At 40.6% G+C, this 22,533-nt stretch carries 21 protein-coding genes; 14 read left to right on the top strand and 7 right to left on the bottom strand.

Going from position 1 to position 22,533, the window contains the following annotated elements; translation table 11 throughout:
• Positions 1–41 precede the first annotated feature (41 nt).
• Positions 42–1,184, bottom strand: coding sequence for a FecR family protein (locus IL355_RS16325; RefSeq protein WP_192463181.1), 1,143 nt, complete (start codon positions 1,182–1,184; stop codon positions 42–44).
• Between the two features lie 108 nt (positions 1,185–1,292).
• A complete protein-coding gene (locus IL355_RS16320; RefSeq protein ID WP_192463180.1) occupies positions 1,293–1,880 on the bottom strand; it encodes an RNA polymerase sigma factor in 588 nt (195 codons plus the stop codon).
• 284 nt (positions 1,881–2,164) lie between these two features.
• On the opposite strand from IL355_RS16320, the gene IL355_RS16315 reads away from it, so the two are divergent.
• Genes IL355_RS16315 through IL355_RS16300 form a run of 4 tightly spaced genes read left to right on the top strand, consistent with a single transcriptional unit; the run spans position 2,165 to position 5,569 of the window.
• On the top strand, positions 2,165–2,815 hold the full coding sequence (locus IL355_RS16315; protein ID WP_192463179.1) for a TetR family transcriptional regulator C-terminal domain-containing protein: 651 nt from the start codon (positions 2,165–2,167) through the stop codon (positions 2,813–2,815).
• A complete protein-coding gene (locus IL355_RS16310) occupies positions 2,816–4,153 on the top strand; it encodes an ABC1 kinase family protein (protein ID WP_192463178.1) in 1,338 nt (445 codons plus the stop codon).
• Positions 4,146–4,286: a DUF2256 domain-containing protein gene (locus IL355_RS16305; protein ID WP_192463177.1), complete on the top strand. Its 141-nt coding sequence runs from the start codon at positions 4,146–4,148 to the stop codon at positions 4,284–4,286. The genes IL355_RS16310 and IL355_RS16305 overlap by 8 nt, the downstream gene beginning before the upstream one ends.
• On the top strand, positions 4,259–5,569 hold the full coding sequence (locus IL355_RS16300) for a DASH family cryptochrome (protein WP_192463176.1): 1,311 nt from the start codon (positions 4,259–4,261) through the stop codon (positions 5,567–5,569). Before IL355_RS16305 ends, IL355_RS16300 begins: the two co-directional genes overlap by 28 nt.
• 24 nt (positions 5,570–5,593) lie before the next feature.
• On the opposite strand, the gene IL355_RS16295 is transcribed toward IL355_RS16300, so the two are convergent.
• Together IL355_RS16295 and IL355_RS16290 are read right to left on the bottom strand one after the other, a co-directional pair.
• Positions 5,594–5,767 carry a hypothetical protein gene (locus tag IL355_RS16295; RefSeq protein ID WP_192463175.1) on the bottom strand — a complete coding sequence of 58 codons (174 nt, stop codon included), beginning with the start codon at positions 5,765–5,767 and terminating at the stop codon, positions 5,594–5,596.
• A gap of 154 nt (positions 5,768–5,921) precedes the next feature.
• Positions 5,922–6,554 carry a chloramphenicol acetyltransferase gene (locus IL355_RS16290; RefSeq protein WP_192463174.1) on the bottom strand — a complete coding sequence of 211 codons (633 nt, stop codon included), beginning with the start codon at positions 6,552–6,554 and terminating at the stop codon, positions 5,922–5,924.
• Between the two features lie 186 nt (positions 6,555–6,740).
• Here IL355_RS16290 and IL355_RS16285 point away from each other — a divergent pair, with 186 nt between their 5' ends.
• The 4 genes from IL355_RS16285 (at position 6,741) to IL355_RS16270 (ending at position 13,450) form a co-directional block, all read left to right on the top strand.
• Positions 6,741–7,319: an RNA polymerase sigma-70 factor gene (locus IL355_RS16285; RefSeq protein WP_192463173.1), complete on the top strand. Its 579-nt coding sequence runs from the start codon at positions 6,741–6,743 to the stop codon at positions 7,317–7,319.
• A gap of 73 nt (positions 7,320–7,392) precedes the next feature.
• Complete coding sequence (locus IL355_RS16280; protein ID WP_192463172.1) at positions 7,393–8,337, top strand: FecR family protein; 945 nt, start codon at positions 7,393–7,395, stop codon at positions 8,335–8,337.
• A 143-nt stretch (positions 8,338–8,480) separates the two neighbouring features.
• Positions 8,481–11,855, top strand: a complete 3,375-nt coding sequence (locus IL355_RS16275) for a TonB-dependent receptor (protein WP_225621297.1) — start codon at positions 8,481–8,483, stop codon at positions 11,853–11,855.
• Between the two features lie 20 nt (positions 11,856–11,875).
• The gene (locus IL355_RS16270) at positions 11,876–13,450 is read left to right on the top strand and encodes a RagB/SusD family nutrient uptake outer membrane protein (protein ID WP_192463170.1); all 1,575 of its coding nucleotides are present in this window, start codon (positions 11,876–11,878) and stop codon (positions 13,448–13,450) included.
• Positions 13,451–13,679: 229 nt separating this feature from the next.
• Here IL355_RS16270 and IL355_RS16265 read toward each other — a convergent pair whose 3' ends face one another.
• Positions 13,680–14,057: a nuclear transport factor 2 family protein gene (locus IL355_RS16265; protein ID WP_192463169.1), complete on the bottom strand. Its 378-nt coding sequence runs from the start codon at positions 14,055–14,057 to the stop codon at positions 13,680–13,682.
• Between the two features lie 261 nt (positions 14,058–14,318).
• Between IL355_RS16265 and IL355_RS16260 the strand changes: the two genes are divergently transcribed.
• Positions 14,319–14,522: a type II toxin-antitoxin system RelE/ParE family toxin gene (locus IL355_RS16260; RefSeq protein WP_225621296.1), complete on the top strand. Its 204-nt coding sequence runs from the start codon at positions 14,319–14,321 to the stop codon at positions 14,520–14,522.
• 97 nt (positions 14,523–14,619) lie between these two features.
• On the top strand, positions 14,620–14,907 hold the full coding sequence (locus IL355_RS16255) for an addiction module antidote protein (protein ID WP_225621295.1): 288 nt from the start codon (positions 14,620–14,622) through the stop codon (positions 14,905–14,907).
• 311 nt (positions 14,908–15,218) lie between these two features.
• On the opposite strand, the gene IL355_RS16250 is transcribed toward IL355_RS16255, so the two are convergent.
• Together IL355_RS16250 and kefF are read right to left on the bottom strand one after the other, a co-directional pair.
• Positions 15,219–17,126 (bottom strand): monovalent cation:proton antiporter-2 (CPA2) family protein, encoded by a 1,908-nt coding sequence (locus IL355_RS16250; protein WP_192463168.1) that lies wholly within the window; start codon positions 17,124–17,126, stop codon positions 15,219–15,221.
• A 3-nt stretch (positions 17,127–17,129) separates the two neighbouring features.
• Entirely contained in the window at positions 17,130–17,720 is a 591-nt protein-coding gene (gene kefF / locus IL355_RS16245) for a glutathione-regulated potassium-efflux system oxidoreductase KefF (RefSeq protein ID WP_192463167.1), read from the bottom strand.
• A 152-nt stretch (positions 17,721–17,872) separates the two neighbouring features.
• Here kefF and IL355_RS16240 point away from each other — a divergent pair, with 152 nt between their 5' ends.
• The 4 genes from IL355_RS16240 to IL355_RS16225 all read left to right on the top strand — a co-directional run bounded on the left by IL355_RS16240 (position 17,873) and on the right by IL355_RS16225 (position 22,525).
• A complete protein-coding gene (locus tag IL355_RS16240) occupies positions 17,873–18,355 on the top strand; it encodes a T9SS type A sorting domain-containing protein (protein WP_192463166.1) in 483 nt (160 codons plus the stop codon).
• A 174-nt stretch (positions 18,356–18,529) separates the two neighbouring features.
• Entirely contained in the window at positions 18,530–19,564 is a 1,035-nt protein-coding gene (locus IL355_RS16235; protein WP_192463165.1) for a T9SS type A sorting domain-containing protein, read from the top strand.
• A 4-nt stretch (positions 19,565–19,568) separates the two neighbouring features.
• Positions 19,569–20,285 carry a hypothetical protein gene (locus IL355_RS16230; RefSeq protein ID WP_192463164.1) on the top strand — a complete coding sequence of 239 codons (717 nt, stop codon included), beginning with the start codon at positions 19,569–19,571 and terminating at the stop codon, positions 20,283–20,285.
• Complete coding sequence (locus IL355_RS16225) at positions 20,282–22,525, top strand: hypothetical protein (RefSeq protein ID WP_192463163.1); 2,244 nt, start codon at positions 20,282–20,284, stop codon at positions 22,523–22,525. The genes IL355_RS16230 and IL355_RS16225 overlap by 4 nt, the downstream gene beginning before the upstream one ends.
• Positions 22,526–22,533 lie beyond the last annotated feature (8 nt).

Genomic DNA, 22,533 nt, shown 5'->3' with positions numbered 1-22,533 from the left:
AATTTGTCCGATCTAGACTCCGTCCCTTTTTTTCAATTTGTTTATTTCATAGTTATTGAATTTTGGTTGATTTTATAAGTGACTTCATTGGTTGCCTCAATTATATTCAGAATCTCCTCTATACGCTCTACCCTCCTAAAAACACCATTAAAGGTTATTTTGCCCACATCTCTGTTGTCAAAGGTTATTTGAAAATCATACCATCTAGAAAGTACCTTCATGATTTCTTCCAATGGCATATCCTTAAAACTAAAAAATCCGTTTTTCCAAGAAATTTCATTGAACACATCAACCTTAGAAACTTGCACCTCCTCGGTCTCCTTTGAATAAGCCGATTGTCTACCGGGCTGTAATTTTTTAGAAGTCTCCCCTACAGTTACCGTCACCTTTCCTTCAACCAAAGTGGTGGTTACCTCTTTTTCATCTGCATATGCTTTTACGTTGAACTGTGTTCCAAAAACCTCCACATCATGATTACCGGTACGCACCACAAACCTTGCCCCTTTATGCAATTCACTGGGCGACACTTCAAAATAGGCCTCTCCATGTACCAGCTCTACCGCTCTAGTTTCACCATCTATAAAGGACACGGGATATTTTAGTTTGGTTTCGGCGTTCATCCAAACTTTGGTGCCATCTGCAAGAACAACAAAAAACTGACCTCCCCTAGGAATATTCAAGGTATTGTTCTGAATCTCTACTGCAGCATTTTTCACTGTAGAGCCATAAACAAGTTGCTCTCCATCACTGGAAGCATTGGCAGATTTAAAATCATTTCCTTTTTCCAAAACCACCTCTGAGCCATCTTCCAATGTCAACACCGCTTTATCACTACCGGGTTGAATTGTGGTTATGCTTGTTTTGGATACTATCTTGGGCACACCATCCTTCTCAATATTAGTAGCCTGAAAATAGTATAAGGAAGCCGTTACAGAGATTAACACCAAAAAAATGGCAGCATATTTTAAGAAGAAGAAACGGGGCTTTCCAGGAGAAATTCGGGTTGAAAGTTTTGTCCAGGCAGTTTCAATATCAACCTCCTTTGGGTTTTGAGCATAATCCCGCTCCACACGATGGAAATAAGCGCGGTGCTCTTTGGAAGCTGCGTACCAATCCTTAAAAACTTGCGCTTCAGCTTCTGTTAAGGTGTTGTTGATTTTCTTGATAATAAGCTCAAATTCCATATAAGAACAGCTAATACTTTCTTATAGGACAATCAACTTCACAAAATGGGTGACAAATTTTTAAACTTTTTTTAATTTCTTAACCTCATAAATTTGTTTCCCACAAAATTAAAGGCCAAAAAGTAACAGAATGGCAAGTACTACTTCAGAGAATTTAGCTTTTGCCCTTTGTAGTTGGGTTTTTACGGTGTTGACCGAAAGGTTAAGTTCTTCGGCAATCTCTTTATACCGATATTGATTGATAAAACGCAGTTCAACAATAGCACGCATTTTTTGGGGCAGCTCATTCATGATTGCATGTACCTGCTCCAATGCAACGTCTTTTGAACTTTCTTCCTCCATAAAAATCCTTGGACTGATAATAGGATGAGATTCTTCTAAAACTTTGGAGTAATCCGTAATATGGTACTTTTTTAGATGGTTCAAACAGCTGTTACGGACCATTGCGTACAAATAGGATTTTTTATTTTTCTTTATTTGATATACGGTTGATTTTGTCCATAGTTTCACAAAAACATCCTGAACAACATCTTCACTTTGAGACATATCATACAAGTAAGAATTAGCATAGTTTACCAAATCCCCATAGTACAGATCAAACAAGTTCTTAAAAGTCGCTTGCCTCCCTATGTTATTTTCTTCGTGTTCTAAATCAACAATCCTGAGCATCATATACTTACATACACTGTATATCATCGAAAAATCATTATGAACAAATGACCTTTCATAAAAGATTCATTGGCTATTATTTCAATGATAGAACCTCAATTTAACGTAAAGTTTACACTTATCAATTATAAAAAATACAAATATTTTAAGTATCCTGTACTATGCTGCTCCTTTCGCTAGTAGTTGACCCTTACCCCTCCTTCTATTTTAACTCCATCCAAAAAAAGGATATCCTTAATAGTTAAATTTGTCTAATGTATTACACAAATAGTTAAACGTTTTGTAAATTTAACCTATCTAAAGAAAAAGATATGGCCACAAAAAAGGAGCTTACGGAACAAGGCTTAATTGGTAAGTACATGAACTATGTATTGGAAAACGAACACTTTCCCAGTTCCATTTACAAGTTTTGTAAGGAAGAAAAAATAAAGGAGGAGGAATTTTACAGGTTCTTTGGCTCTTTTGATACTTTAAAAAAGGGGATTTGGAAAGCTTTTCACACACAAACCATTTCCCTCTTGCACAAAAACAAAGATTTCGAGAACTACACCAATAAGAACAAGCTTCTCTCCTACTACTTCACTATGTTTGAAATGCTCACACTTAACAGGAGCTACGTTCTTTTTGTTCTTAATGAACATGATATGATGCTCAAAAATTTGGAGCAACTGAAAGGGCTAAGAAAACATTTTAAGGAGTTTACGGCCCAATTAGTTGAAAATGGCAATGAACAGAAGAATTTAAAAATACTTAAACAACCCAAAGGCGTATTTTCGGAGGCCGCTTGGTTTCAATTTATGTTTCTTTTACGGTTTTGGGTCAAGGATGATTCCCCTGCCTTTGAAAAAACGGATGCTGCCATTGAAAAATCAGTGAATACAGCTTTTGACGTTTTTGATAACACTCCTCTAGAGAGTATTGTAGATTTTGGAAAATTCCTTTGGAAGGAGCAAATGGCCTAGATGAAAACATTAGATAGTATACCTACAGGTAAATTAGAGCGCGCCAGTAAATTGGTGGGCACTGGTGCCAAAATTGGTGTGAATTACCTCAAATATTATGGTAACAAATTAACGGCCAACGAAGGTGCCAGAGAGCAATTAGATCAGGAAAATGCCAAAGATATTTATGACGGCTTAAAGCAACTAAAGGGTAGTGCGCTTAAGGTTGCCCAAATGCTGAGCATGGAAAAAAGTATTCTTCCCCAAGCATATGTAGAAAAATTTTCATTGGCCCAATTTTCCGTTCCGCCACTATCAGCTCCCTTGGTACGGAAAACTTTCAAAAAGAGTTTCGGAAAATATCCGGAAGAATTGTTTGATGAATTTACCTCAGAATCCGTAAATGCCGCTAGTATTGGTCAAGTTCATAGGGCGAAAAAAAGCGGTAAGGAGTTAGCGGTCAAAATCCAATATCCCGGGGTGGCAGATAGTATTTCATCTGATTTGGGCTTGGTTAAACCTATTGCCATTAAAATGTTCAATCTTAAGGGTAAGGATAGTGAAAAATATTTTAAAGAGGTAGAGGGAAAATTACTGGAAGAAACCAATTACGAACTTGAATTGGAGCAAAGTAAGGCTATTACCAAAGCCTGTAAGCACCTGCCCAACCTTAAATTTCCCAATTACTATCCAGAACTATCCAACCAAAGAATTTTGACCATGGATTGGATGAAGGGTATTCACCTTGCGGAGTACACCAAAACGGATTTTAATAGAACCGAGGGAAATAAAATTGGCCAGGCCCTTTGGGATTTTTATATGTTTCAAATCCACGGGCTACGAAGCGTTCACGCAGATCCACATCCGGGGAATTTTTTAGTGAATGGGCAGGGCGAATTAATTGCCATTGACTTTGGTTGCATCAAACAAATACCGGACGACTTTTACAATCCCTATTTTGAGTTGGCCAAAAAAGAGAATATCAATAATCCGGACATCTTTCAAGAAAAAATGATGGAACTTGAAATTCTATTGCCCACAGATTCTCCAGAAGAGCGGGCATTTTTCTCCAAAATATTCCATCAGATGCTCAGTCTGTTTACCAGACCGTTCAACAGCGCAGTTTTTGATTTTTCCGATGAACATTTTTGGACCGAAATAGCTTCGCTTAGCGAGCAGTTCCAAAATGATACACAATTGAGAAAAATGAATGGAAATAGAGGGTCTCGTCACTTTCTCTATATGAACAGAACTTTTTTTGGGCTATATAATCTTTTGCATGACCTAAAGGCAAAAATTGAGGTAACTAATTTTCATAAATACCTACCAAAAGAAAAAAACCTTAGTATAAGTGCATAAGAAATTACACTTGCCTACAAAACTTTGTCCAATTTGTGACCGGCCTTTTACCTGGCGGAAAAAATGGGAGAAGGATTGGGACAACATTAAATATTGCAGTCACAAATGCAGGACCAGCAGAAAACAAGCTTAGTTTGGTTTCAAAACGACTTACGCACCCATGATCAAATTTCCTTAGCCAAGGCCATGGCCAAAGGAAATAGGGTTATTGGAGTCTACTTTTTTATTCCCTCTCAGTTTGAGATTAGCGCCTTTGGATTCAAAAAAAATGAAAAATTCAGGGCGAAGTTCCTATTGGAAACGGTACACCAACTAAAACAAAATTTAGCTCAGCTGAATATTAGCCTTCTAAGCTTTTTCGACACCCCAAAAAAGGTTTTCCCTCACTTGGTAAAGGAATATGGGGTAACCGAAGTGTTTCTTCAAAAAGAATGGACGCAAGAGGAATTGGACCGCCTTAAAAAAGTAAAAGATGCGGTAGCACCAAATGTTACTTTTACAGAAAGTTTCAATCAATTTTTATTTCATCCTGAAGACATTCCCCTTTCGTTCAATCGAATACCACAGATCTTTACGCAGTTCAGAAAAATTTGCGAAAAGAAGGCATCCGTTAGAGAGGTATGTGCAATTCCTAAGGCAATGCCCAAGAAAAATACGATTCATCAGCATACAACCATACCTACTTTAAAAGAATTGGGTTATGAAGCATTTAATACCGATGCCAGAACCGCTTTTCCTTTTCAAGGAGGAGAGAATGAAGCCTTGAACAGACTTGACCACTATTTTTGGGAAAGCAAAAAGCTTTCCGTCTATAAAAAAACCCGAAATGGTCTCATAGGTACAGACTACAGTTCCAAATTTTCACCTTGGTTGGCAAACGGAAGTTTATCTCCCAGAACCGTCTACCACAAAATAAACCAATACGAAAAAGAAGTAGTCAAAAACGACTCCACCTACTGGTTGATTTTTGAACTAATTTGGCGCGATTATTTTAAATACATCTCCCTAAAACATGGCAATGTCATTTTTAAGCAAAAAGGAATTCTTGTAAAGGAATACGAATGGAAAACGGATTTGAAACTGGTCAACAAATGGATCAATGGAGAGACCTCATCTTCCTTCGTCAATGCCAATATGCTGGAAATTAAAAATACCGGGTGGATGAGCAATCGCGGAAGGCAAAATGTAGCCAGCTATTTTGCCAAGGAGATGTTATTGGATTGGCGCATTGGTGCAGCCTATTTTGAAGCCATGCTTTTGGACTACGATGTACACAGTAATTATGGCAATTGGATGTATGTAGCCGGAGTGGGCAACGACCCTAGGGACCGAAAGTTCAATGTTGCCCTACAAGCGGAACGATATGACTCTCAGGGAAAATTTCAGAGATTATGGCTCCAGAACAGCTTATTCTAAAAGGGGAATTTGTCCATCCTTCAATTATAATTTCTCGAACCACTCCCTGGCAATAGGAACCGATTGCCTAAAGGCTTTTTCCTTGCTATACCCATATACCTTGATCATTCCATTGGCCAAAAGAAAAACTTTGTCCACCAATTTAATGGGTTCGTTTTCCAATAGCATTTTTAGCTCACCCTTTGTAAATGTATTCATGCAATAACAATAAGAACGGAATAGTTTAGTTTCGTTCAGATGGGTTAAGTTACCACTTTTAAAAAAAGAGAGAAAACACCGTTTTTTAAATTCGATAAGTGATTCAAAATATACGACTGATAGCACAGCGTACGAGGTAAATCATATGTTTCAATTATCCGTTTACTCCAGACATCATTTCTTGAAACCGCTCAATGAACTGGCCCACATGCAATCCATCCATTAAGGCATGGTGTACATGGACAGATATTGGCATTGTACGCTTTCCATCCATTTCTGTCATCTTCCCGAATGAAATTTTAGGACAGCTATCCATAAATTTAAAATGCCTAGCATGTGATATGGACGTAAAATCTATCCATGGCAATGATGAAAAATGAATTACGTTCTCACCAGAAACCGCCGGCATCAAGCCCGTGGAGTTTCTAACTCGTTCCATTTCTATACGGGCTACCTCACAGAACATCTTAAAATCTTCCTGATATTCAATGTATGAAAAACCAAAGGTTCCGTTCTCCCTATTGATGGTAGGTGATCCGTTCACAAAATCATATTCAAAAACTTTCCCTTCGGATATCCTATATTTAAAAGACGCTATTTCATTGGCCGCCATTAACGCCTTATGCAGGTAGTAGAGAAAAAAAGAATATCCATATTTCTTACTTTCCTCATAAGCTTCCGTACAATCGATACGCACCGTAACCCCAAAAAAGGGTTCATCAAATTGAGAAAAAAACTCAAAGTGATCTTTCCTGTTCCAATTCTTTATTTCAATCTCCCTTTTCATGGCGACTATTGTTTATATGGCTAGACGAAGATAGGTAAAGAAGTAGTCTTACAAGATACACGAGAGAGATTTCAGGTAAGCGCTCCTATGCAATCCATTACATTAAATGGCACCTCCATTTTAAGATGTTACTTAATTAAGAATTTGTAAATTGCTCACCTAATCCATTTCGGTTTTCAGAAAATAATGCTAGAATATTCACATAATATTAAAATTAAATCCTTGCCCCCAATGGGTAATGAAGATGATTTTAATACGATGTATGCATTCTTTAAACCCAAGCTTTTTACCATTACCCATAGCTATATAGGCAATAAGGAAGATGCTGAAGAAATAGTTCATGATGTCTTGATCAAGCTCTGGGAAAAAAGGGAGAAACTTAGGGTTACTTCCAATTTTACGGGATATGTTTATCGCATGACCCGTAATGCCTGTCTAGATTACTTAAGAAGCAAAAAGAACCGCCTCTCCAAAGAATCCACCAGCGATCAACAAGAGCATTGGCTAAATTATAGCGCACTTTCCGATGATGCCTCATCACAAATCATTTACCAAGAATTACAGTCGGTAGTTGAAAGAGCCATTAAGCACCTTCCAGAAAAATGTAAAAATGTCTTTGTAAAAAGTAGAATGGAGGGTATGGCGCACAAAGAAATTTCCGAACAAATGGAAATTTCACCAAAAACCGTAGAAAACCATATTTCACGGGCCCTAAGAGAACTGAAACAAGTTCTGAAAGAGTACCTTCCTATTCTTTTTTTATAATTTTTTCTTTTTGGACTAGGGGATACCTTTAATTCTTTCGTCTTGCTATAAACACTCACCATTTTTTTTAAGAATGAACAAAAGGGATATTATAGCACTGGTAGAAGGCCGGCTTTCGAACGAACGAAAGAAGGAAGTTATCAAGTGGCTCCTAAAAAACCCCAAGCAGCAGCAAAGGTATCATAAGTTGAAGGCGGAGCATGTAGCCCAACTTCTTAAAAATCCACAGTACAATAGTCATCAAAGAGCCATTGCCAAACGCAACCGTCTCTATAAACTAGTGGGGTATGCTGCGCTTATAGCCATTTTGATAGGTTCTGCCCTATTTTTTATACAACCATCCCAAGAACCATCCGTTGAGGAAGCTGCCGTTCTAATGACCGCTACTTCTATAGGTGAAAATAAGGAAATTGTATTACCAGATGGTTCTCAAATTACCCTCAACGCCAATACATCCATCACCTATCCGCAATCGTTTGAGGAAGAAATACGGGAGGTAACCCTTAGCGGAGAAGCTTTTTTTGATGTTACCCACGATGAAGAAAGGCCTTTTATTGTTCATATGGACAATGGCGTAAAAATTCAAGTGTTAGGAACCTCATTTAACATTAAATCCTACCCTGAGGACCAAAATGTGGAGACTACGCTAGTGAGTGGCAAGGTGCGCGTAGTTGAGGAAAAAGACAACAAGACCGTGGTTCTCAACCCTTCCCAAAGAGCAACCTATGTTAAAAATGAGGACAAGATCATCATAGACAAGGTGGAAACCGAGAATCTAACTTCTTGGAGACAAGGAAAGCTTATTTATGACGAAACCCCTATAAGGGAGGTCATAAGCGATCTTAAAAGAAAATACAAGGTGTCTATTTCAGTAGCATCCCCAGAAATCATGAACTACCGTTACACAGGTGTTTTTGACAATTTGACCATTGAACAGATCTTAGACCTCTTTGAGGTATCATCACCTATTTTATCTAAAAAGAACCAATCTAAAATCACGCTCTATATGAATAAATAACATCGTAAAAAAGAAGAGGAAAGTGCTGCAACACCTTCCTCTTTAGAAAATTATTTAACTACCTAGTAATTAAACAACTTAAACTATTCAAATTTATGGAAAAAAAGGATCATTTTTTTTCAAAGATCCCTATTATCAGGATAATGAAAATCTACGTCATATTATTGGCCATTTCTTTAGGGAAACTATTTGCCTCTGAAGTAAAGGCCCAAAGCATTTCGTTAGAAGTGAATAACGTAAGGTTAAAGAAGATACTCAACGAAATAGAACGCAAAAGCGACTATAGCTTTTTTTACAACAACAGTATTATAGATGTTTACAGAAAAGAATCGCTTAGCGTAGAAAACAAGAACCTAACGGAGGTTTTGGAGACCTTGTTCGGTAATTCCAACATAGATTACAGCTTTGTTAGGGACCAAATCATCTTGTTTCCAAAGGACAATCCGGAATTAAAGGAGAAAATTGAAAACCTCCTTAACAGTCAGGTAGAAAAAATGCCTACCGCCCTAAGTCCGCAAAAAATCAATGAACTTATCCAGACCAACGTACAGTTTTCCGTGCAAGGTACGGTTACCGATAATGCGGGAACTCCCATACCAGGTGTGACCGTTTTGGTAAAAGGGACTTCAAAAGGAACCGCAACCGATTTTGATGGAAATTATAGCATTATGGCAGATGCCGGCGATGTACTTTCCTTTAGCTACATTGGTTTCACTACCAAAGAAGTGGAAGTTACCGGGGAAGAAACCCTTAATGTAACTTTGGAAGAGAATGTAGACGCCTTGGAAGAGGTAGTCGTTGTAGGGTATGGTACACAAAGAAAGTCTGACCTTACCGGTGCGGTTAGCGCCGTAAGCAGCGAAGAACTTCTTAAAGCTCCCGTAAACAATGCATTGCAGGGTATGCGCGGGAAGGTTGCCGGTGTAAACGTATTCTTGAACTCCGGTTCTCCAACGGGGTCGCCAAGAATTGTTATTCGTGGTGTGGGTACCATCAACTCCTCTTCAGACCCTCTGTATGTGGTGGATGGAGTTGTAATGGACGATATTAAATTCATCAACCCGAATGATATTGAGCGTATGGAAGTGCTAAAAGATGCTTCCTCTGCTTCTATTTACGGTGCCCGTGGTGCCAACGGGGTGGTTTTGATCACGACCAAAAGAGGTGGTCAAGAAGGAAAAGTGACCATTGGTTATGATGGCTTTATCAGCGTGGGCAGCATCCGTAAGAAAATGGATTTACTAAATGCCGAAGAATGGCTGGAAGTAGTGAGAACCGGTATGGAAAACACTCCAAAATACCGTCCAGATTCGCCAGCTCCGGTATTTACGACCGACGACCCAAGATTGTTCGATGAAAACGGAAATCCGTTATATGATACAGATTGGCAAGATGAGGCTACCAGAACAGCTTTCTCTACCAACCACCAACTTTCGGTTCAGCAAGGAAATGAAAATTCTTCTGTGGGCGTTTTCTTGAACTACTCGCATGTAGAGGGTATAATGTTGAACAACAAATTGGACCGTATCAGTGGTAAGATTGCCTATGACGTAACTCCAAAAGATTGGCTAAAAATTGGTGTCAACCTTATGGTCAACGATGTTAAGGATACTGAATTTGAAGAAGGTGGCGGGGGTCAATCCCCACGTCGTACCATGATTGAGATGCCTCCTATCTTTCCGGTCAAATTCCCTGATGGAACGTGGAGCAATAGTCAGATGATTTCCGATGCCTACAACTTGGAATCTATGGCCAACCCTGTACATGTTCTGGAAACCCAAGAGCGTAAGTGGGAAAGAAACCAGATGTTCGGTAACTTCTATGTTAATTTCAACATCCTTCCCGGATTGGACTTAAGAAGTCAGTTTGGTTTTGATAAGAATATCCGTAACAAAAAGGAATACTCCCCTAGGGATTTGGTCAATATTTCCGCTCCTGATGGTTATGGAAGAATTTTTAACGAAAAGAGCACCTACTGGCAACAAGAAAATTACCTGACCTATACCCAAGATTTTAATAAGCACAGAATCAATGCCATGTTAGGTTTAAGCTGGCAGGAACGCACGTATGAATCGTCCAATATTTACGCTAGAGGATTTAGTGATGATTTCTTTAAATACAACAATATTGGCTCCGCTAGTAATCCAAACGCGCCTGAATCCGCCACCGAAGAATGGGCTTTGAACTCTTACTTTGTTAGGGCAGGTTATACGTTTGATGACAAATATTTATTGACCTTGACCGCTAGGGCAGATGGTTCTTCAAGATTTGGTAAAGACAATAAATACGGATTCTTCCCATCCATCGGTGCCGGTTGGAATATTAGTGAAGAAGAGTTCATGCAAGACGTGGAATTCATTGACCGTTTGAAATTACGCGGTAGCTACGGTATTACCGGTAATACAGAAATTACCCCTTACAGTTCTTTGGCAACGGTATCTGCCGGAACCGTATTGTTAAATGGTACCCGTGTAAGCTCTGCTTCGGTGAACAGATTGGCCAACCCCGGTTTGGAATGGGAAAAAACAAGCCAGTTTGATATTGGTATCGATTTATCGGCCTTTAACCACCGTTTGCGTTTAGAGTTCGACTATTATGATAAGTTGACCAAAGACCTTTTATTGGATAGGCCGGTTCCTTACACTACAGGATTTACTTCTGTAAGAGATAATATCGGTTCGGTTTCCAACAAAGGAATCGAGGCCATGATCAGTGGCGATATTGTACGTGGTGAGAATTTTGGATGGGATTCATCCTTTAATATGAACTACAACAAAAATACCATCGAGAGCTTAGGTGAAAATGATGAGGACATAGAACCAGGTCCGTTCTGGGTTTCGGGTAGCCAGACCATTCTTCGCGTTGGTGAATCTTTAAGTTCTTTCTATGGATATGAAAGATTGGGTACTTGGGGAACCGATGAAGCTGCCGAAGCCGCCGCTGTAGGCGCCGTTCCCGGGGAAGCCAAACGTTCTGCGGACAAGAAGATTCTTGGTAAAGGACTTCCTGATGTTACCGGAAGCTTTATTAACAACTTCCGTTATAAGAATTTCGATTTTACCGCGGATATCCAATTCGTAGCAGGAGTGGAAATTATGCAGCAGTTTTACCACTCTACGGAAGACCGTTCCGGTATTGCCAATGGTCTGGCCACTATTCTTTATGATGGTTGGACGGAGAACAACCAGAACACCATGGTTCAAGAAATTAGAAATCAGGCCTACGCAGGACAGAACAGTCAGGTAGATAGCCGCTGGGTGGTTGACGGTTCTTACATTAGAGGTAACCTGTTCTCTTTTGGTTACAACTTTGACCAACAATTTTTAGACCTTTTTGGTTTTAGCAATCTTAGGGCATATGTAAGCGTTGAAAACGCTTTCGTTATCCATTCCAAAGACTTCCAAGGGTATGACCCTGAAGCTTCTTCTTGGGAAGGAAACCAATGGGGACAGAACATTTTCTTCTTCCAGTACCCAAAACCTAGAACGTTCACTTTGGGTTGTAGCCTTAAATTTTAATGCTTTAAAAAGAAAATAACATGAAAATTAAATATATAGCTTGTTTATTGGGACTCGTATTTCTAGGGTCTTGTGACGATTTCCTTGAGGAAGAACCGTTAAGTGAATTGAGTTCCGATCAGTTCTTTTCAGAACCGGACCAAGCCTTTAGTGCCGTTAATTCACTTTATAGGAACGGAGCCCCACAAATGACAGATGGTGGTGTATATAGTGGTACCCCTTTAATGTTGGGTGCCTATATGAGCGGATTTTTCACCAATGAATATGCCGGTCAGGAATTACACGTAAGCAATACCCAACAATTAACGCTTAACGGCGATAATATTGGAACCTATTTACAAGACCGTTGGAGAGAATTGTATTTGGGGATTTCCAGGGCGAACAATGCCATCAAGTACATTCCGGAAACTCCGGAACTTACAGATGCACAAAGAAACCAACTATTGGCAGAGGCAAAGTTCTTTAGAGCTTTCTCCTACTATTATTTGGTACGATGGTTTGGTCCAGTGCCTTTGACCACGGAACCGTACGAATCGTTGGAAAATCTTTATTTGGAAAGAAGTCCGATTGCCGATATCTATGCTTTGATCGAAGCAGATCTTACGGAAGCCCTTAATCAAGGCAACCTTCCAACAACCAATATGGTTGATAACGGAAAGAGAATTACTGCAGGTGCTGTAGCCACCCTTTTGGCAGATGTATATTTGACCATGAGCGGAAACCCTTTAAATGCAGACAGATATGCCGATGCCGCCACTTTAGCCCAAGATATCATCAATGGTGAATACGGGTCTTATGCATTGGTGCAGCATGATGAAGTAGATGGTGCCGTAGATTTGGAAAATTCAGCCTATAACAAATTGAGAAAGGGCGATGCCTCTGCCACGGAGGATATTTATATCAAGGAGTACGACCCGGAAATTGGTACTGCGGTTTATGCGCGTTACTCTTATCCGGTTGCTTTGGCATCGGAAGTATTGTATGACATTACCAACGGAGCGTACCAACCTAGCGACCAGTTTTTGGATTTCTATGATTCGGCGATGGATTTAAGAGCGCAAGAAAGACAGTTCTTTCATAGCACCTATATCCCAACCGGCCAAACTTTTGAAACGGCTCCGTTTTTCTGGCACGATGATACCGCCATTTTTGAAACTGCACGGTCAGGTAAGGATTTTGCCGTGTACACCTACTCGGATGTGTTGTTGATCGCTGCGGAAGCTATTGCCATGAGCAGCGGAGTGAATGCTGATGCGGTCGATTATTTGGCTCAAGTAAGGGGAAGAGCCTACTGGAATACGGATGCCACCACCATTACTTCCGAGCTTTCCGGTATGGGAGCCACTGCTTTTGTAGAGGAAGTTTGGAAGGAAAGGCACCGGGAATTGGTTTTCGAGTTCAGAAACTGGTTCGATATTGTTCGTACCGGAAAATTCCCTGTATCGAACACTCCGGGAAGCATCACCTTTGTAGATGCGGTTGGACATACCACCGAAAACGGAAAACAAATTGAAAGTAAACATATGTTGTTGCCCCTACCAGGCCCTGAACTTCAGAGAAATCCGAGTTTAGGAAGTGACAACAATGGCTATTAACCAAACGGCCATTTATTTAAAAACCACCAGCAGCAGTTGGTGGTTTTTTTATGGGTTAAGTTTTTGTAATCCTGTCAGATTGAGCAGCTATTTAAGGCTAATAATAAAACTTAAATATTTTGTCAGGTCGAGCGTAGTCGAGACCTAACAAATACCGTTGTCCGTAAAACCTCTCGACTGCGCTCGAGGTGACAACGTAAGTTGCTTTTAAAAACGCAAATGGCGCCCCCTAATACATCGTATTCGGATTTTTTGAAGTTTGGGGAATCTGCTGAATACTGTCCCAATGTTCACAAATCTTGCCCCTGGCGTCGAAGCGGAAGAAATCCATGGTCACATATTGGTCGTCGTCGGGCCAAATCTGATGGGTGTGCAGCGCGACTAAATCGCCTTCGGAAATGCAGCGAACAAATTCGATGGACTTCTGCGGATATTCCAGCTGCATCCGTTCGAAGTAGGAGATAAACCCTTCGAGTCCGTCAGCGACATCGGGATTGTGCTGAATGTACTCCTCCCCTACATATTTTTCCACCGCTTCGCGGGGATTTCCCAAATAGGCCGTTTTATAAAAGGTAATCGCATTTTCTTTGTTGGCTGCTAAGTTCATTCAGTCTTATGATTATAATTGAATATGTTCCTTTGCGAGGTGACCACGGCAAACCCTAATTTTTACTACTGTCAGGTCGAGCGCAGTCGAGACCTAACAAATACCGTTGTCTGTAAAACCTCTCGACTGCGCTCGAGGTGACAACGGTAAACCTTCATTTATCCTCTTGTCAGGTCGAGGGACTATCCAAATTAATTATAAATTAAAAATGGCACAAAAAAAATTCTTAAATTTGTATCCAAATGAATACATTTAAGACAAATGTACGTTCTAGAAAAAACAGTAGCGTTTGACCGATGGTTTAGAAAACTGAAGGATACACGAGCCAAAGCAAAAATCTTGTTTCGCTTACAGAAATTAGAGAAAGATGAACATTTTGGCGATTGCAAACCGGTTGGCGATGGTATTCTAGAATTAAGAATTCATTTCTCGAAGGGATATAGAGTGTATTTTAAGAATGATTGAGGAAGAATTATCGTGCTATTGTTGGGAGGAAACAAATCAACCCAAGAAATGGACATTAAGAAAGCCAAGGAAATTTGGAAAAAATTAAAAAAATAATATGATGGAGGCTTCAAAATTTGAAATTTCGGACTACTTAGACAGCAAAGAAATGATTGCTGAATACCTAAACACCGTTTTAGAAGAAGGAAATCACTCAGACATGATTACCGCTCTCGGTCATGTGGCCAAAGCCATTGGCATGACCAAAATTGCAGAAGAAACCGGTTTAAGTAGACCTAGTCTGTACAAGGCTCTTTCCGATAAATCAAAACCTCAGTTCGCAACCATTATGAAGGTTTTGAAAGCAGTTGGTGGGCAACTCACTATCAAGCCAACAACTACTTAAAAAGTCTTGTGTTTACATAAGAAATAGCGTTCTGCTTTCAAATACACCATTTTATCACTGATACCTCTCGACTGCGCTCCAGGTGACCACGGCAAACCCTAATTTATTCTCCTGTCAGGTCGAGCGCAGTCGAGACCTCAACCTACAAAACGTATTGCCCGCTGTTTAGCAGCCACCGAAACAGGTAATCAAGCGGTCGCAACCTCAATTTATTATCGTTGTCTGTAAAACCTCTCGACTCCGCTCGAGGTGACAACGGTAAACCTTCATTTATTCCCCTGTCAGGTCGAGCGCAGTCGAGACCTCCATAATTAACTTACATTGGAACTGTTACGACCCGCTTCCCGAGCCAGTCGCATCTGTTCACTGTCCCAATGGTTATCATTTTGGTAAATGCCCCGCTTCCAATCTTGCTCCAATACCTTTTCTTGCTGGGCAATGGCTTCCCGGGCCTTAAAAATATATTCCTTTTCATCCTCGGGACGATTTTTGGCAATTTCCCGCAGGCCTTCCTCATCCAACTTTATAAAATTCTGCGCCTGCCGGTACAGCGTATATTTTCTGAATCCTAGTTTGCTCAAAGCGTCACTGGCCATTTTCACCGAAGTATCAAGCGATTCCCTATAAATATGCTCCACCCCCAGCTCCAATAGTTCAAAGGCTTCATACCTATTCTTGGCCCTCACCAACAGTTCCAGATCGGGATACTTTTTTCTTACCATTTTCACCAATTTCCGGGTCGTATCCGGATGGTCCAAGGCACTGATCAGCATATGGGCATCGGCAATTCCGGCAGACTCCAATAAATCCATTCGGGTAGCATCGCCATAATACACCTCAAATCCCATCTTTCTAAGAAAATCCACCCGATTCGAATCAAAATCCAGAATGGTCGCCTCAATACCATGGCTGCGCAAAAATCGGCCTATGGTACTTCCAAAGTGCCCAAAACCAACCAAAATTACTTTGTGCTGCTTAGCAATATGATCTATAGGCCTTTTCTCGGACTCCTTGGTGCCTACTTTTGGTAAAATAAGGCGCTCGTTCAATAAGGCCAATATGGGGGTAAGTGCCATGGTCAATGCCGTGACCACCAATAGGATATCCATTTGATTTTTACTGAGAATATTCAGTTCAAAAGCAAAGGACAACAATACAAAGGCAAATTCCCCAATCTGGGCCAAACCCACCGTCAGTAACAACCGCTGGTCCATTTTTAACTTGAAAAGGGCACCTACCCCGTAAAGGACCACAGCTTTAATAAAAATAATGGCCAATAACATTCCCCCTATACCCAGAGGGTTTTCTTTGATGACGATAAAATTGATGGATGCGCCCACCGCCATAAAGAAGAGTCCCAAGAGGAGGTCCTTAAAAGGCTCAAGGGTACTTTCCAACTCATGTTTGAATTCGCTGGTGGCCAAGACCACTCCTCCCAAAAAAGCGCCCAAGGCTGGACTTAAGCCTACCAATTCCATCAGTAGGGAAATACCGCAAACAATCATAAACGCAGCGGCGGTTGATAACTCCCGCACTCCGGTCGCGGCCACTTTCCGTAGCATGGGCACGAACAGATAACGTCCGGCCACGACAATAAGTACTACTGAAAGAATTATAGCCAACGTCTGTAGCCCTAATGGCAAGTTAGCCAGCAGATTGGCTGCTTCTCCTTGATTTTCATCAGGTAACGTCCCATCTTCCGAAGATAATAGGGGAATAAGACCCAACATAAAGATGACGATGATATCCTGAAAAAGTAAAATTGAAAAAGACGAGGCCCCATAGGTGGTATCAAAAAGACTTTTTTCCTTCAGGGTCTGCAAAGTGATCGCCGTGGAAGAAAGGGACACCACCATAGAAAACGTGAGCGACACTTCGTAAGAAAGGTCCATAGGATAATAAAACAGTAGAAACGAAACGATCATCGTTCCCAATACCTGCGCGCCGCCCATGCCTAAAATGGTCTTGCGCATGCTCCAAAAGTTTTTAGGTTCTATTTCAAGGCCGATCAAAAAAAGCATCATCACCACCCCGAATTCGGCAAAATGCAGGATATCCTCTCCCTCCTCGCCTACAAAGCCCAAGAGGTACGGGCCAATGAGAATACCTGCCAACAGATAGCCTAAAACACTACTAAGTCCCAACCGCTTAGCAAGGGGAACACAAATCAATGCACCTGTAAGAAAAACGATGGCCTGAAATAGAATACTTCCTGTCATAATTTAATTGATTTGAGGAATATCGTTCAGCATGACACAATCTTCTATAACCTGTGGAGAGCAGTCCTTTTGTAAAAAACGCAGCATTTGTACATACTGCTTGCACTTATTCGCAAGTTCCGCATCTGAGAGTTGGTGCGTACCCATCACGGTAAAAGGCGGTAGGTACTCCATGTTGCAAAGACGGGCGGTTTGTTCAAAGGGGCGTAAAAACTCGTTCACCGAATAGTGGTTGCTGCCTTCGGAACAATACAATTCGCGCAATCCTCCGGTGGTAATCACGTTCAGGCATTTTTTTTGTTGCAGGGCCTTGCCTTCGGGGCCGTAGGCCCAATTGTATTCAAGTACTAGATCGATCCACTGCTTCATCAAGGGCGGACAACTGTACCAATAGAGCGGATGGTGCCACACCACAATATCGTGGCGGGCCAGCAGCGCTTTCTCATAAGAAATATTGATATGGAAATCGGGGTAGCTTTCGTAAAGATCATGAAAGGTGACCCCTTCGAGCTGGTCCAATTGCTGTACCAAACGTTTGTTGGTACGGCTTTGCTCGAATTTTGGATGGGCGAAAAGAATCAAGATGGAATTCATGCCCAAATTTAGGGGAAATATTTAGGTTTAACCCCTGGTTCAATTTTTTTCAGAATAGGTCTACTTTATTTCCGTCCCGAAATTTTTAAAATGTATTTCATCGAAAACTAAGTAACTAAACAATAGCTCAAATAAAGGTTCGTTAAAAAAAAATGAGTCGAATTTTAGTCGTTTTTATTTTTTTCATAACATTTCTACAGGTACATGCTCAGGATTCCAAGACCCTTTCTTGGGACTATAGCGAAATACATGCATCCAACGGCAGCATGACCACCAGTAAAGGAACCTTGGATTATGTAGTAGGGGCCTCCATACCGCATGCGAGTATTTTACACAATTCCAACGACTTGCGACCAACAGCCAACAAGGGTATTACTCAGCAAGTGGAAGCCCGTTTTGAGGTGAAAGTATATCCTAACCCTGCCAGCGATTACATCTTTATTGATTTGGAAGACTATAAAGAAAAACAGGCCCAATTTCAATTGTTCGATTATGCAGGCAGAATGATTGAAGCTGGCAACATACAAACGACCACCACCAAAGTGGCGCTTTCCCACCTTAAGAAGTCGTACTACCTCTTAAAAATAACGGTACTCAACCAATTGGAAAAAACCATCCCAATTATTAAAAACTAGTTAGAAGCAAACACGGCTTTTATTTGACATCTTTTACTTACAATACCCGTCTCATTACTTCCTTTTTCTATCCTTTAATCGTCTTTTAGCCATTTATTGGCCCTTTGCAACATCCAATTATTTACCTTTCGTCGTATAAATTGAGCAGTTCATCCCCCAAATGGAACGCTACTTATGAAAAACCCACTACTATGGGCGGTTATTATATGGCTGCCCGGTCTAGTACTTTTTGCCCAATCCGGAAATCTACTCGATGTAGAATCCGTTAATGCCGCGGGTGGAGATGCCATATCCCCTTCCGGGTCCATATCCTATTCTTTGGGCGCTATATTTTGTGCCAGCATTTCCAACACGCAAATGGCGCTGAACGAAGGGGTGCAGCAAGCTATTCAAGATTCCTCAGAAGAAATTATTGCAGAGCAAGAAGAGGAAGAACCCATAGCAGAAGAATCTCCTGAAGTTATTCCAGAGGAACGGCCAGAAGAAGACGAAGTATCTCAAGAACCGCCCGCCCATGAGGAAACACCGGAAGAACTTCCGGAGCAAAAAGACGAAACTGAAGAGGACACGGAAGAAGCGCCAGTCGTAGAGATTCTTATTGAACAGGAAACACCTGATGCTATCCCTGAGGAACAACTTGAGGAAGACCAAGTTTCGCAAGAACCTGTAGTCGAGTTCCCAACCCAACAAGAAGCACTGGACCCTGTCCCGGAAGAAGAAGTTACCGTAGAGCAGCCTGAACAAAAGGAGAATACTGAGGAAAACCTCCATCAAGAACAGGAAAAGGATGAGGCCTCTGCACCTGAAGATCTGAGCGATGTCGTTAGCGAGACGGAAGGTGAAGACTCCCAAGAAGGAGAGCCGGTAGACAGGGTCCAAGACAGTACCAACGCTCCAGAGAACCCTACCTACACCGCTCAGGACCAAATTTTTAACGCAAATAATGGAGCTACAGACAATACGGATGCCATTGACATCGTTACCTATCCAAACCCGGTCATTAACAAATTAAACATCCGCATAAGCTCCTATAACCAGCAGCTGGCATGGTGTGAACTGTATGATTATAATGGCAGAATGATTACACAAAAACCCATACAAGAAAAAAGTACCGTGTTGGCCATGGACCATCTGCCGCAGGCTACCTACTTGCTACGGGTTTTTGTACAGGGAAAAGGATATCAAAAATTTACACTTTTAAAAAAATAACTGAATGAAAAAATACATCTTCTTCCTCTTATGTTGCTTGAGCTGCCCAGAACTCTTGGCACAATCTCCGGAAAAAATAAGTTATCAGGCCATTGTAAGGGCTACGGACAACAGCTTGGTATCAGAAGCGCCTGTGGGGCTACGCATTTTAATACGACAAGGCGGTGCCAATGGCAGCGTTGCCTATGAAGAAAACCATATGGCGGACACCAATACCAATGGTCTGGTAAGTATCGAAATAGGAACTGGTAATCAAATACAAGGCACTTTTAATAAAATAGCTTGGGAAAATGGCCCCTATTTTATTGAAACACAAGTAGACCCTACCGGCGGTAGCAATTACGGCATTATAGGGGTAAGCCAATTATTAAGCGTACCCTATGCTCTCTACGCCAAATATGCACAAAATATTACGGGTACCAGTAAGGTTATTACTTTCAAAAACTCAAGAAATATTGCCCAAGAAGACATTAACAATACCTTGGCTTGTACCCAAACCAGTACCCTAACCCTTTCCTCCAATTTTTCAGGGATGAAAATTGGGGAAACCCTTAACTTAGAAGCGCATAATGGAGCCATCTTAACCGTAAAAGCGGCAAATGGAGTGGATTTAAATTATACTGGTGGCGGAGTCGCTACCTTTGCCAGTGAAAATGGCAATGTTCGTTTTGGATTGCTACGTAAATCTGGTGAGAACGCTTACATCATATCAGGACAATGAAAAACATCCTCATCACCTTTGGTATAATTCTGCATTTGCAACTTACGGCACAGAACTATCATTACGCAGTAGATAGTCCAAAAAAAATAACCACTGCACCAAGTGAAGAAGCTCCTGACGAGGAGGATTTGGCAGTGATCATCCTACCGGTAGACTTTAATTGGCAAACCATTCCTGAAGAGTACCAAAACACTATTTGGCAAATAGAGCATGACTTTGACTTGGCCGGCCAGACCATAGCCTTACCCCCTAAGGTAACCATGAGGTTCAAGGGTGGCTCCTTGCTTAACGGGGAAGTACATGGGAACCAAACCCAAATTGAAGCAAATGGTGACCGTCATATTTTTAAAGAAGTAGACATTACCGGAGATTTCCTTACCGAATATATCAAACCCCAATGGTTTGGAGCTGCTATGAACGGCTCTACAGATGATAGGGAAGCGTTTGTAGAGACCTTGCTTCAAGCACAAAATATTGGAGCGAAGGTATTGGTAGATAGCAATATGCTGTTAGATTTAGAAGAGACAGGTCAGAAGTCCATTTTTCTTGAAGATAATACTTGGCTTGAAGGTGCCAATAATGCTAGTATTATAATCAACAATTTATTGTCACCGGCATTCTATATGGCTTTGACAAAGAACATAACCATTAAGAATCTTACTTTTTTATATGACCAAAAATATGATGCCGCATTCGGATGGTCGGATAATGATAACCTGTATAATGCTAGGCAATTAAAAGAATATTTGATAGGTAAAAAAAATATAGGTTTTACAGCATCTAATCCAATCTCTAGAAGCCCAACCTCTTACCGAGCTATATTTCTTTTAGAAGCTGCCCAAAATATCAATTTTGAAGATGTGAAGCTCATGTCAAAAGGGCAAACTGCAGATAGATTTATTCAAATGGGAATTAAGCTTAAAGAACAATATAAAAAAAACCAAGAAATCCGTAACGATAATGGCATAACGGATATTCCTAGGAATATCAATTTAAAAAATGTAACATTTGATGGTATAATCATGGGTATACAGGGCGTTGTGGATACCTTTACTTCAGAAGGATTAAAATCCTATAGATATTCAGATATTCAATCCGCCGATGGCAAGAACATTGGTGGAAATGTTGGAGGTGTATTCTGGATGCCCCCACCACATCTAATTTATTTGAACAACGATAACTCTCCTACGTACCATAGTGAAGATATAACCTTGAAAAATAGCATTGATTACGGTGAATATGTAGGAAGTGAAAACGTTAGAAGTTCGGTAAGCGGCTATTGTAACTCACTAAAGTTGGTAGATTTTCAAGATGGTGTTTTGGTTGATGGATATGAGTCCTACCGTAGAGATGGTTTTGCGGACTTAGGAAATGTTAACAATGGTGTTTTTAAGAACATATATGTAGAAAGTACGTCATCTATTTTTAACCCGGATTATAAGTTTGTATGCCTGCGGTTTTTAGATAATCTCAATAAAGTCTCCTTTGAAAATGTAACCATTAAAGATATGGCGGATGTAGTAGATCAATATCCTATGGACCAAACATTTGGAGATTATGTTACTATGGATAATGTTCAGATTTACGTAAATGAGTTTAAAGGAGAGTTGGATGGACCTTTTTCCATTTTTGGATCTAATAATAAGGTAGTTAATTCAGCCGTTCATATTGAAAAGCATTCGGCCACTAAGGATTTCTTAGGAGTTGTAGCTCTAGATTCCGATACTAGGGCTAAGGGAAGCAATAACTATTATGATGTACAGGTTGATGGTTGGAGACCTTTTGATGGTACAAATATGGGTCCGTCCGTAAAGTTAATATTGCAAGATGCTTCAAATTCCAATTCTAACTTTGCAAGGGTAACGGATATCTCAAATAATTTTATTGTAGAGAAGACTAAAACCGTTAAAACGGAAATTTGGACGCGCACGGAAGAAGTAAATTTAGGCTCAGGTAAAGATCAGCAATTAAAAATGTTAATTCCTTACAATTTTGCTATAAACAAGGTGCATGTGGTTACTGAGCAAAGTTTAAGTGCTGCTGACGTTTGGGTTGGTGCACGGTCTAGATATGGCGATATTGATATGATGAAAATCAACAGCTCTGTGGGAGAACAAAAAAAGGCCGTTGGCATGGATGCAATGGAAACCAATCGTTACCTTTATTTAAAGTCGGTTAACAATTTTAATAATAAAGGTAAAGTGTCCGTTACCGTAGAACTAATTAGAATTACGGAATAACTCCAAAG

It is taken from the genome of Euzebyella saccharophila (assembly GCF_014855495.1).
Taxonomy (GTDB): domain Bacteria; phylum Bacteroidota; class Bacteroidia; order Flavobacteriales; family Flavobacteriaceae; genus Euzebyella; species Euzebyella saccharophila.
This window is presented reverse-complemented; position numbering and strand designations above follow the sequence as displayed.

Bases quoted from the DNA above. Each gene is read 5' to 3' on its own strand.
- IL355_RS16325 (WP_192463181.1), bottom strand. From the start codon at position 1,184: ATGGAATTTGAGCTTATTATCAAGAAAATCAACAACACCTTAACAGAA.
- IL355_RS16320 (WP_192463180.1), bottom strand. From the start codon at position 1,880: ATGATATACAGTGTATGTAAGTATATGATGCTCAGGATTGTTGATTTA.
- IL355_RS16315 (WP_192463179.1), top strand. From the start codon at position 2,165: ATGGCCACAAAAAAGGAGCTTACGGAACAAGGCTTAATTGGTAAGTAC.
- IL355_RS16310 (WP_192463178.1), top strand. From the start codon at position 2,816: ATGAAAACATTAGATAGTATACCTACAGGTAAATTAGAGCGCGCCAGT.
- IL355_RS16300 (WP_192463176.1), top strand. From the start codon at position 4,259: ATGCAGGACCAGCAGAAAACAAGCTTAGTTTGGTTTCAAAACGACTTA.
- IL355_RS16295 (WP_192463175.1), bottom strand. From the start codon at position 5,767: ATGAATACATTTACAAAGGGTGAGCTAAAAATGCTATTGGAAAACGAA.
- IL355_RS16290 (WP_192463174.1), bottom strand. From the start codon at position 6,554: ATGAAAAGGGAGATTGAAATAAAGAATTGGAACAGGAAAGATCACTTT.
- IL355_RS16285 (WP_192463173.1), top strand. From the start codon at position 6,741: ATGCTAGAATATTCACATAATATTAAAATTAAATCCTTGCCCCCAATG.
- IL355_RS16280 (WP_192463172.1), top strand. From the start codon at position 7,393: ATGAACAAAAGGGATATTATAGCACTGGTAGAAGGCCGGCTTTCGAAC.
- IL355_RS16275 (WP_225621297.1), top strand. From the start codon at position 8,481: ATGAAAATCTACGTCATATTATTGGCCATTTCTTTAGGGAAACTATTT.
- IL355_RS16270 (WP_192463170.1), top strand. From the start codon at position 11,876: ATGAAAATTAAATATATAGCTTGTTTATTGGGACTCGTATTTCTAGGG.
- IL355_RS16265 (WP_192463169.1), bottom strand. From the start codon at position 14,057: ATGAACTTAGCAGCCAACAAAGAAAATGCGATTACCTTTTATAAAACG.
- IL355_RS16260 (WP_225621296.1), top strand. From the start codon at position 14,319: ATGTACGTTCTAGAAAAAACAGTAGCGTTTGACCGATGGTTTAGAAAA.
- IL355_RS16255 (WP_225621295.1), top strand. From the start codon at position 14,620: ATGATGGAGGCTTCAAAATTTGAAATTTCGGACTACTTAGACAGCAAA.
- IL355_RS16250 (WP_192463168.1), bottom strand. From the start codon at position 17,126: ATGACAGGAAGTATTCTATTTCAGGCCATCGTTTTTCTTACAGGTGCA.
- kefF (WP_192463167.1), bottom strand. From the start codon at position 17,720: ATGAATTCCATCTTGATTCTTTTCGCCCATCCAAAATTCGAGCAAAGC.
- IL355_RS16240 (WP_192463166.1), top strand. From the start codon at position 17,873: ATGAGTCGAATTTTAGTCGTTTTTATTTTTTTCATAACATTTCTACAG.
- IL355_RS16235 (WP_192463165.1), top strand. From the start codon at position 18,530: ATGAAAAACCCACTACTATGGGCGGTTATTATATGGCTGCCCGGTCTA.
- IL355_RS16230 (WP_192463164.1), top strand. From the start codon at position 19,569: ATGAAAAAATACATCTTCTTCCTCTTATGTTGCTTGAGCTGCCCAGAA.
- IL355_RS16225 (WP_192463163.1), top strand. From the start codon at position 20,282: ATGAAAAACATCCTCATCACCTTTGGTATAATTCTGCATTTGCAACTT.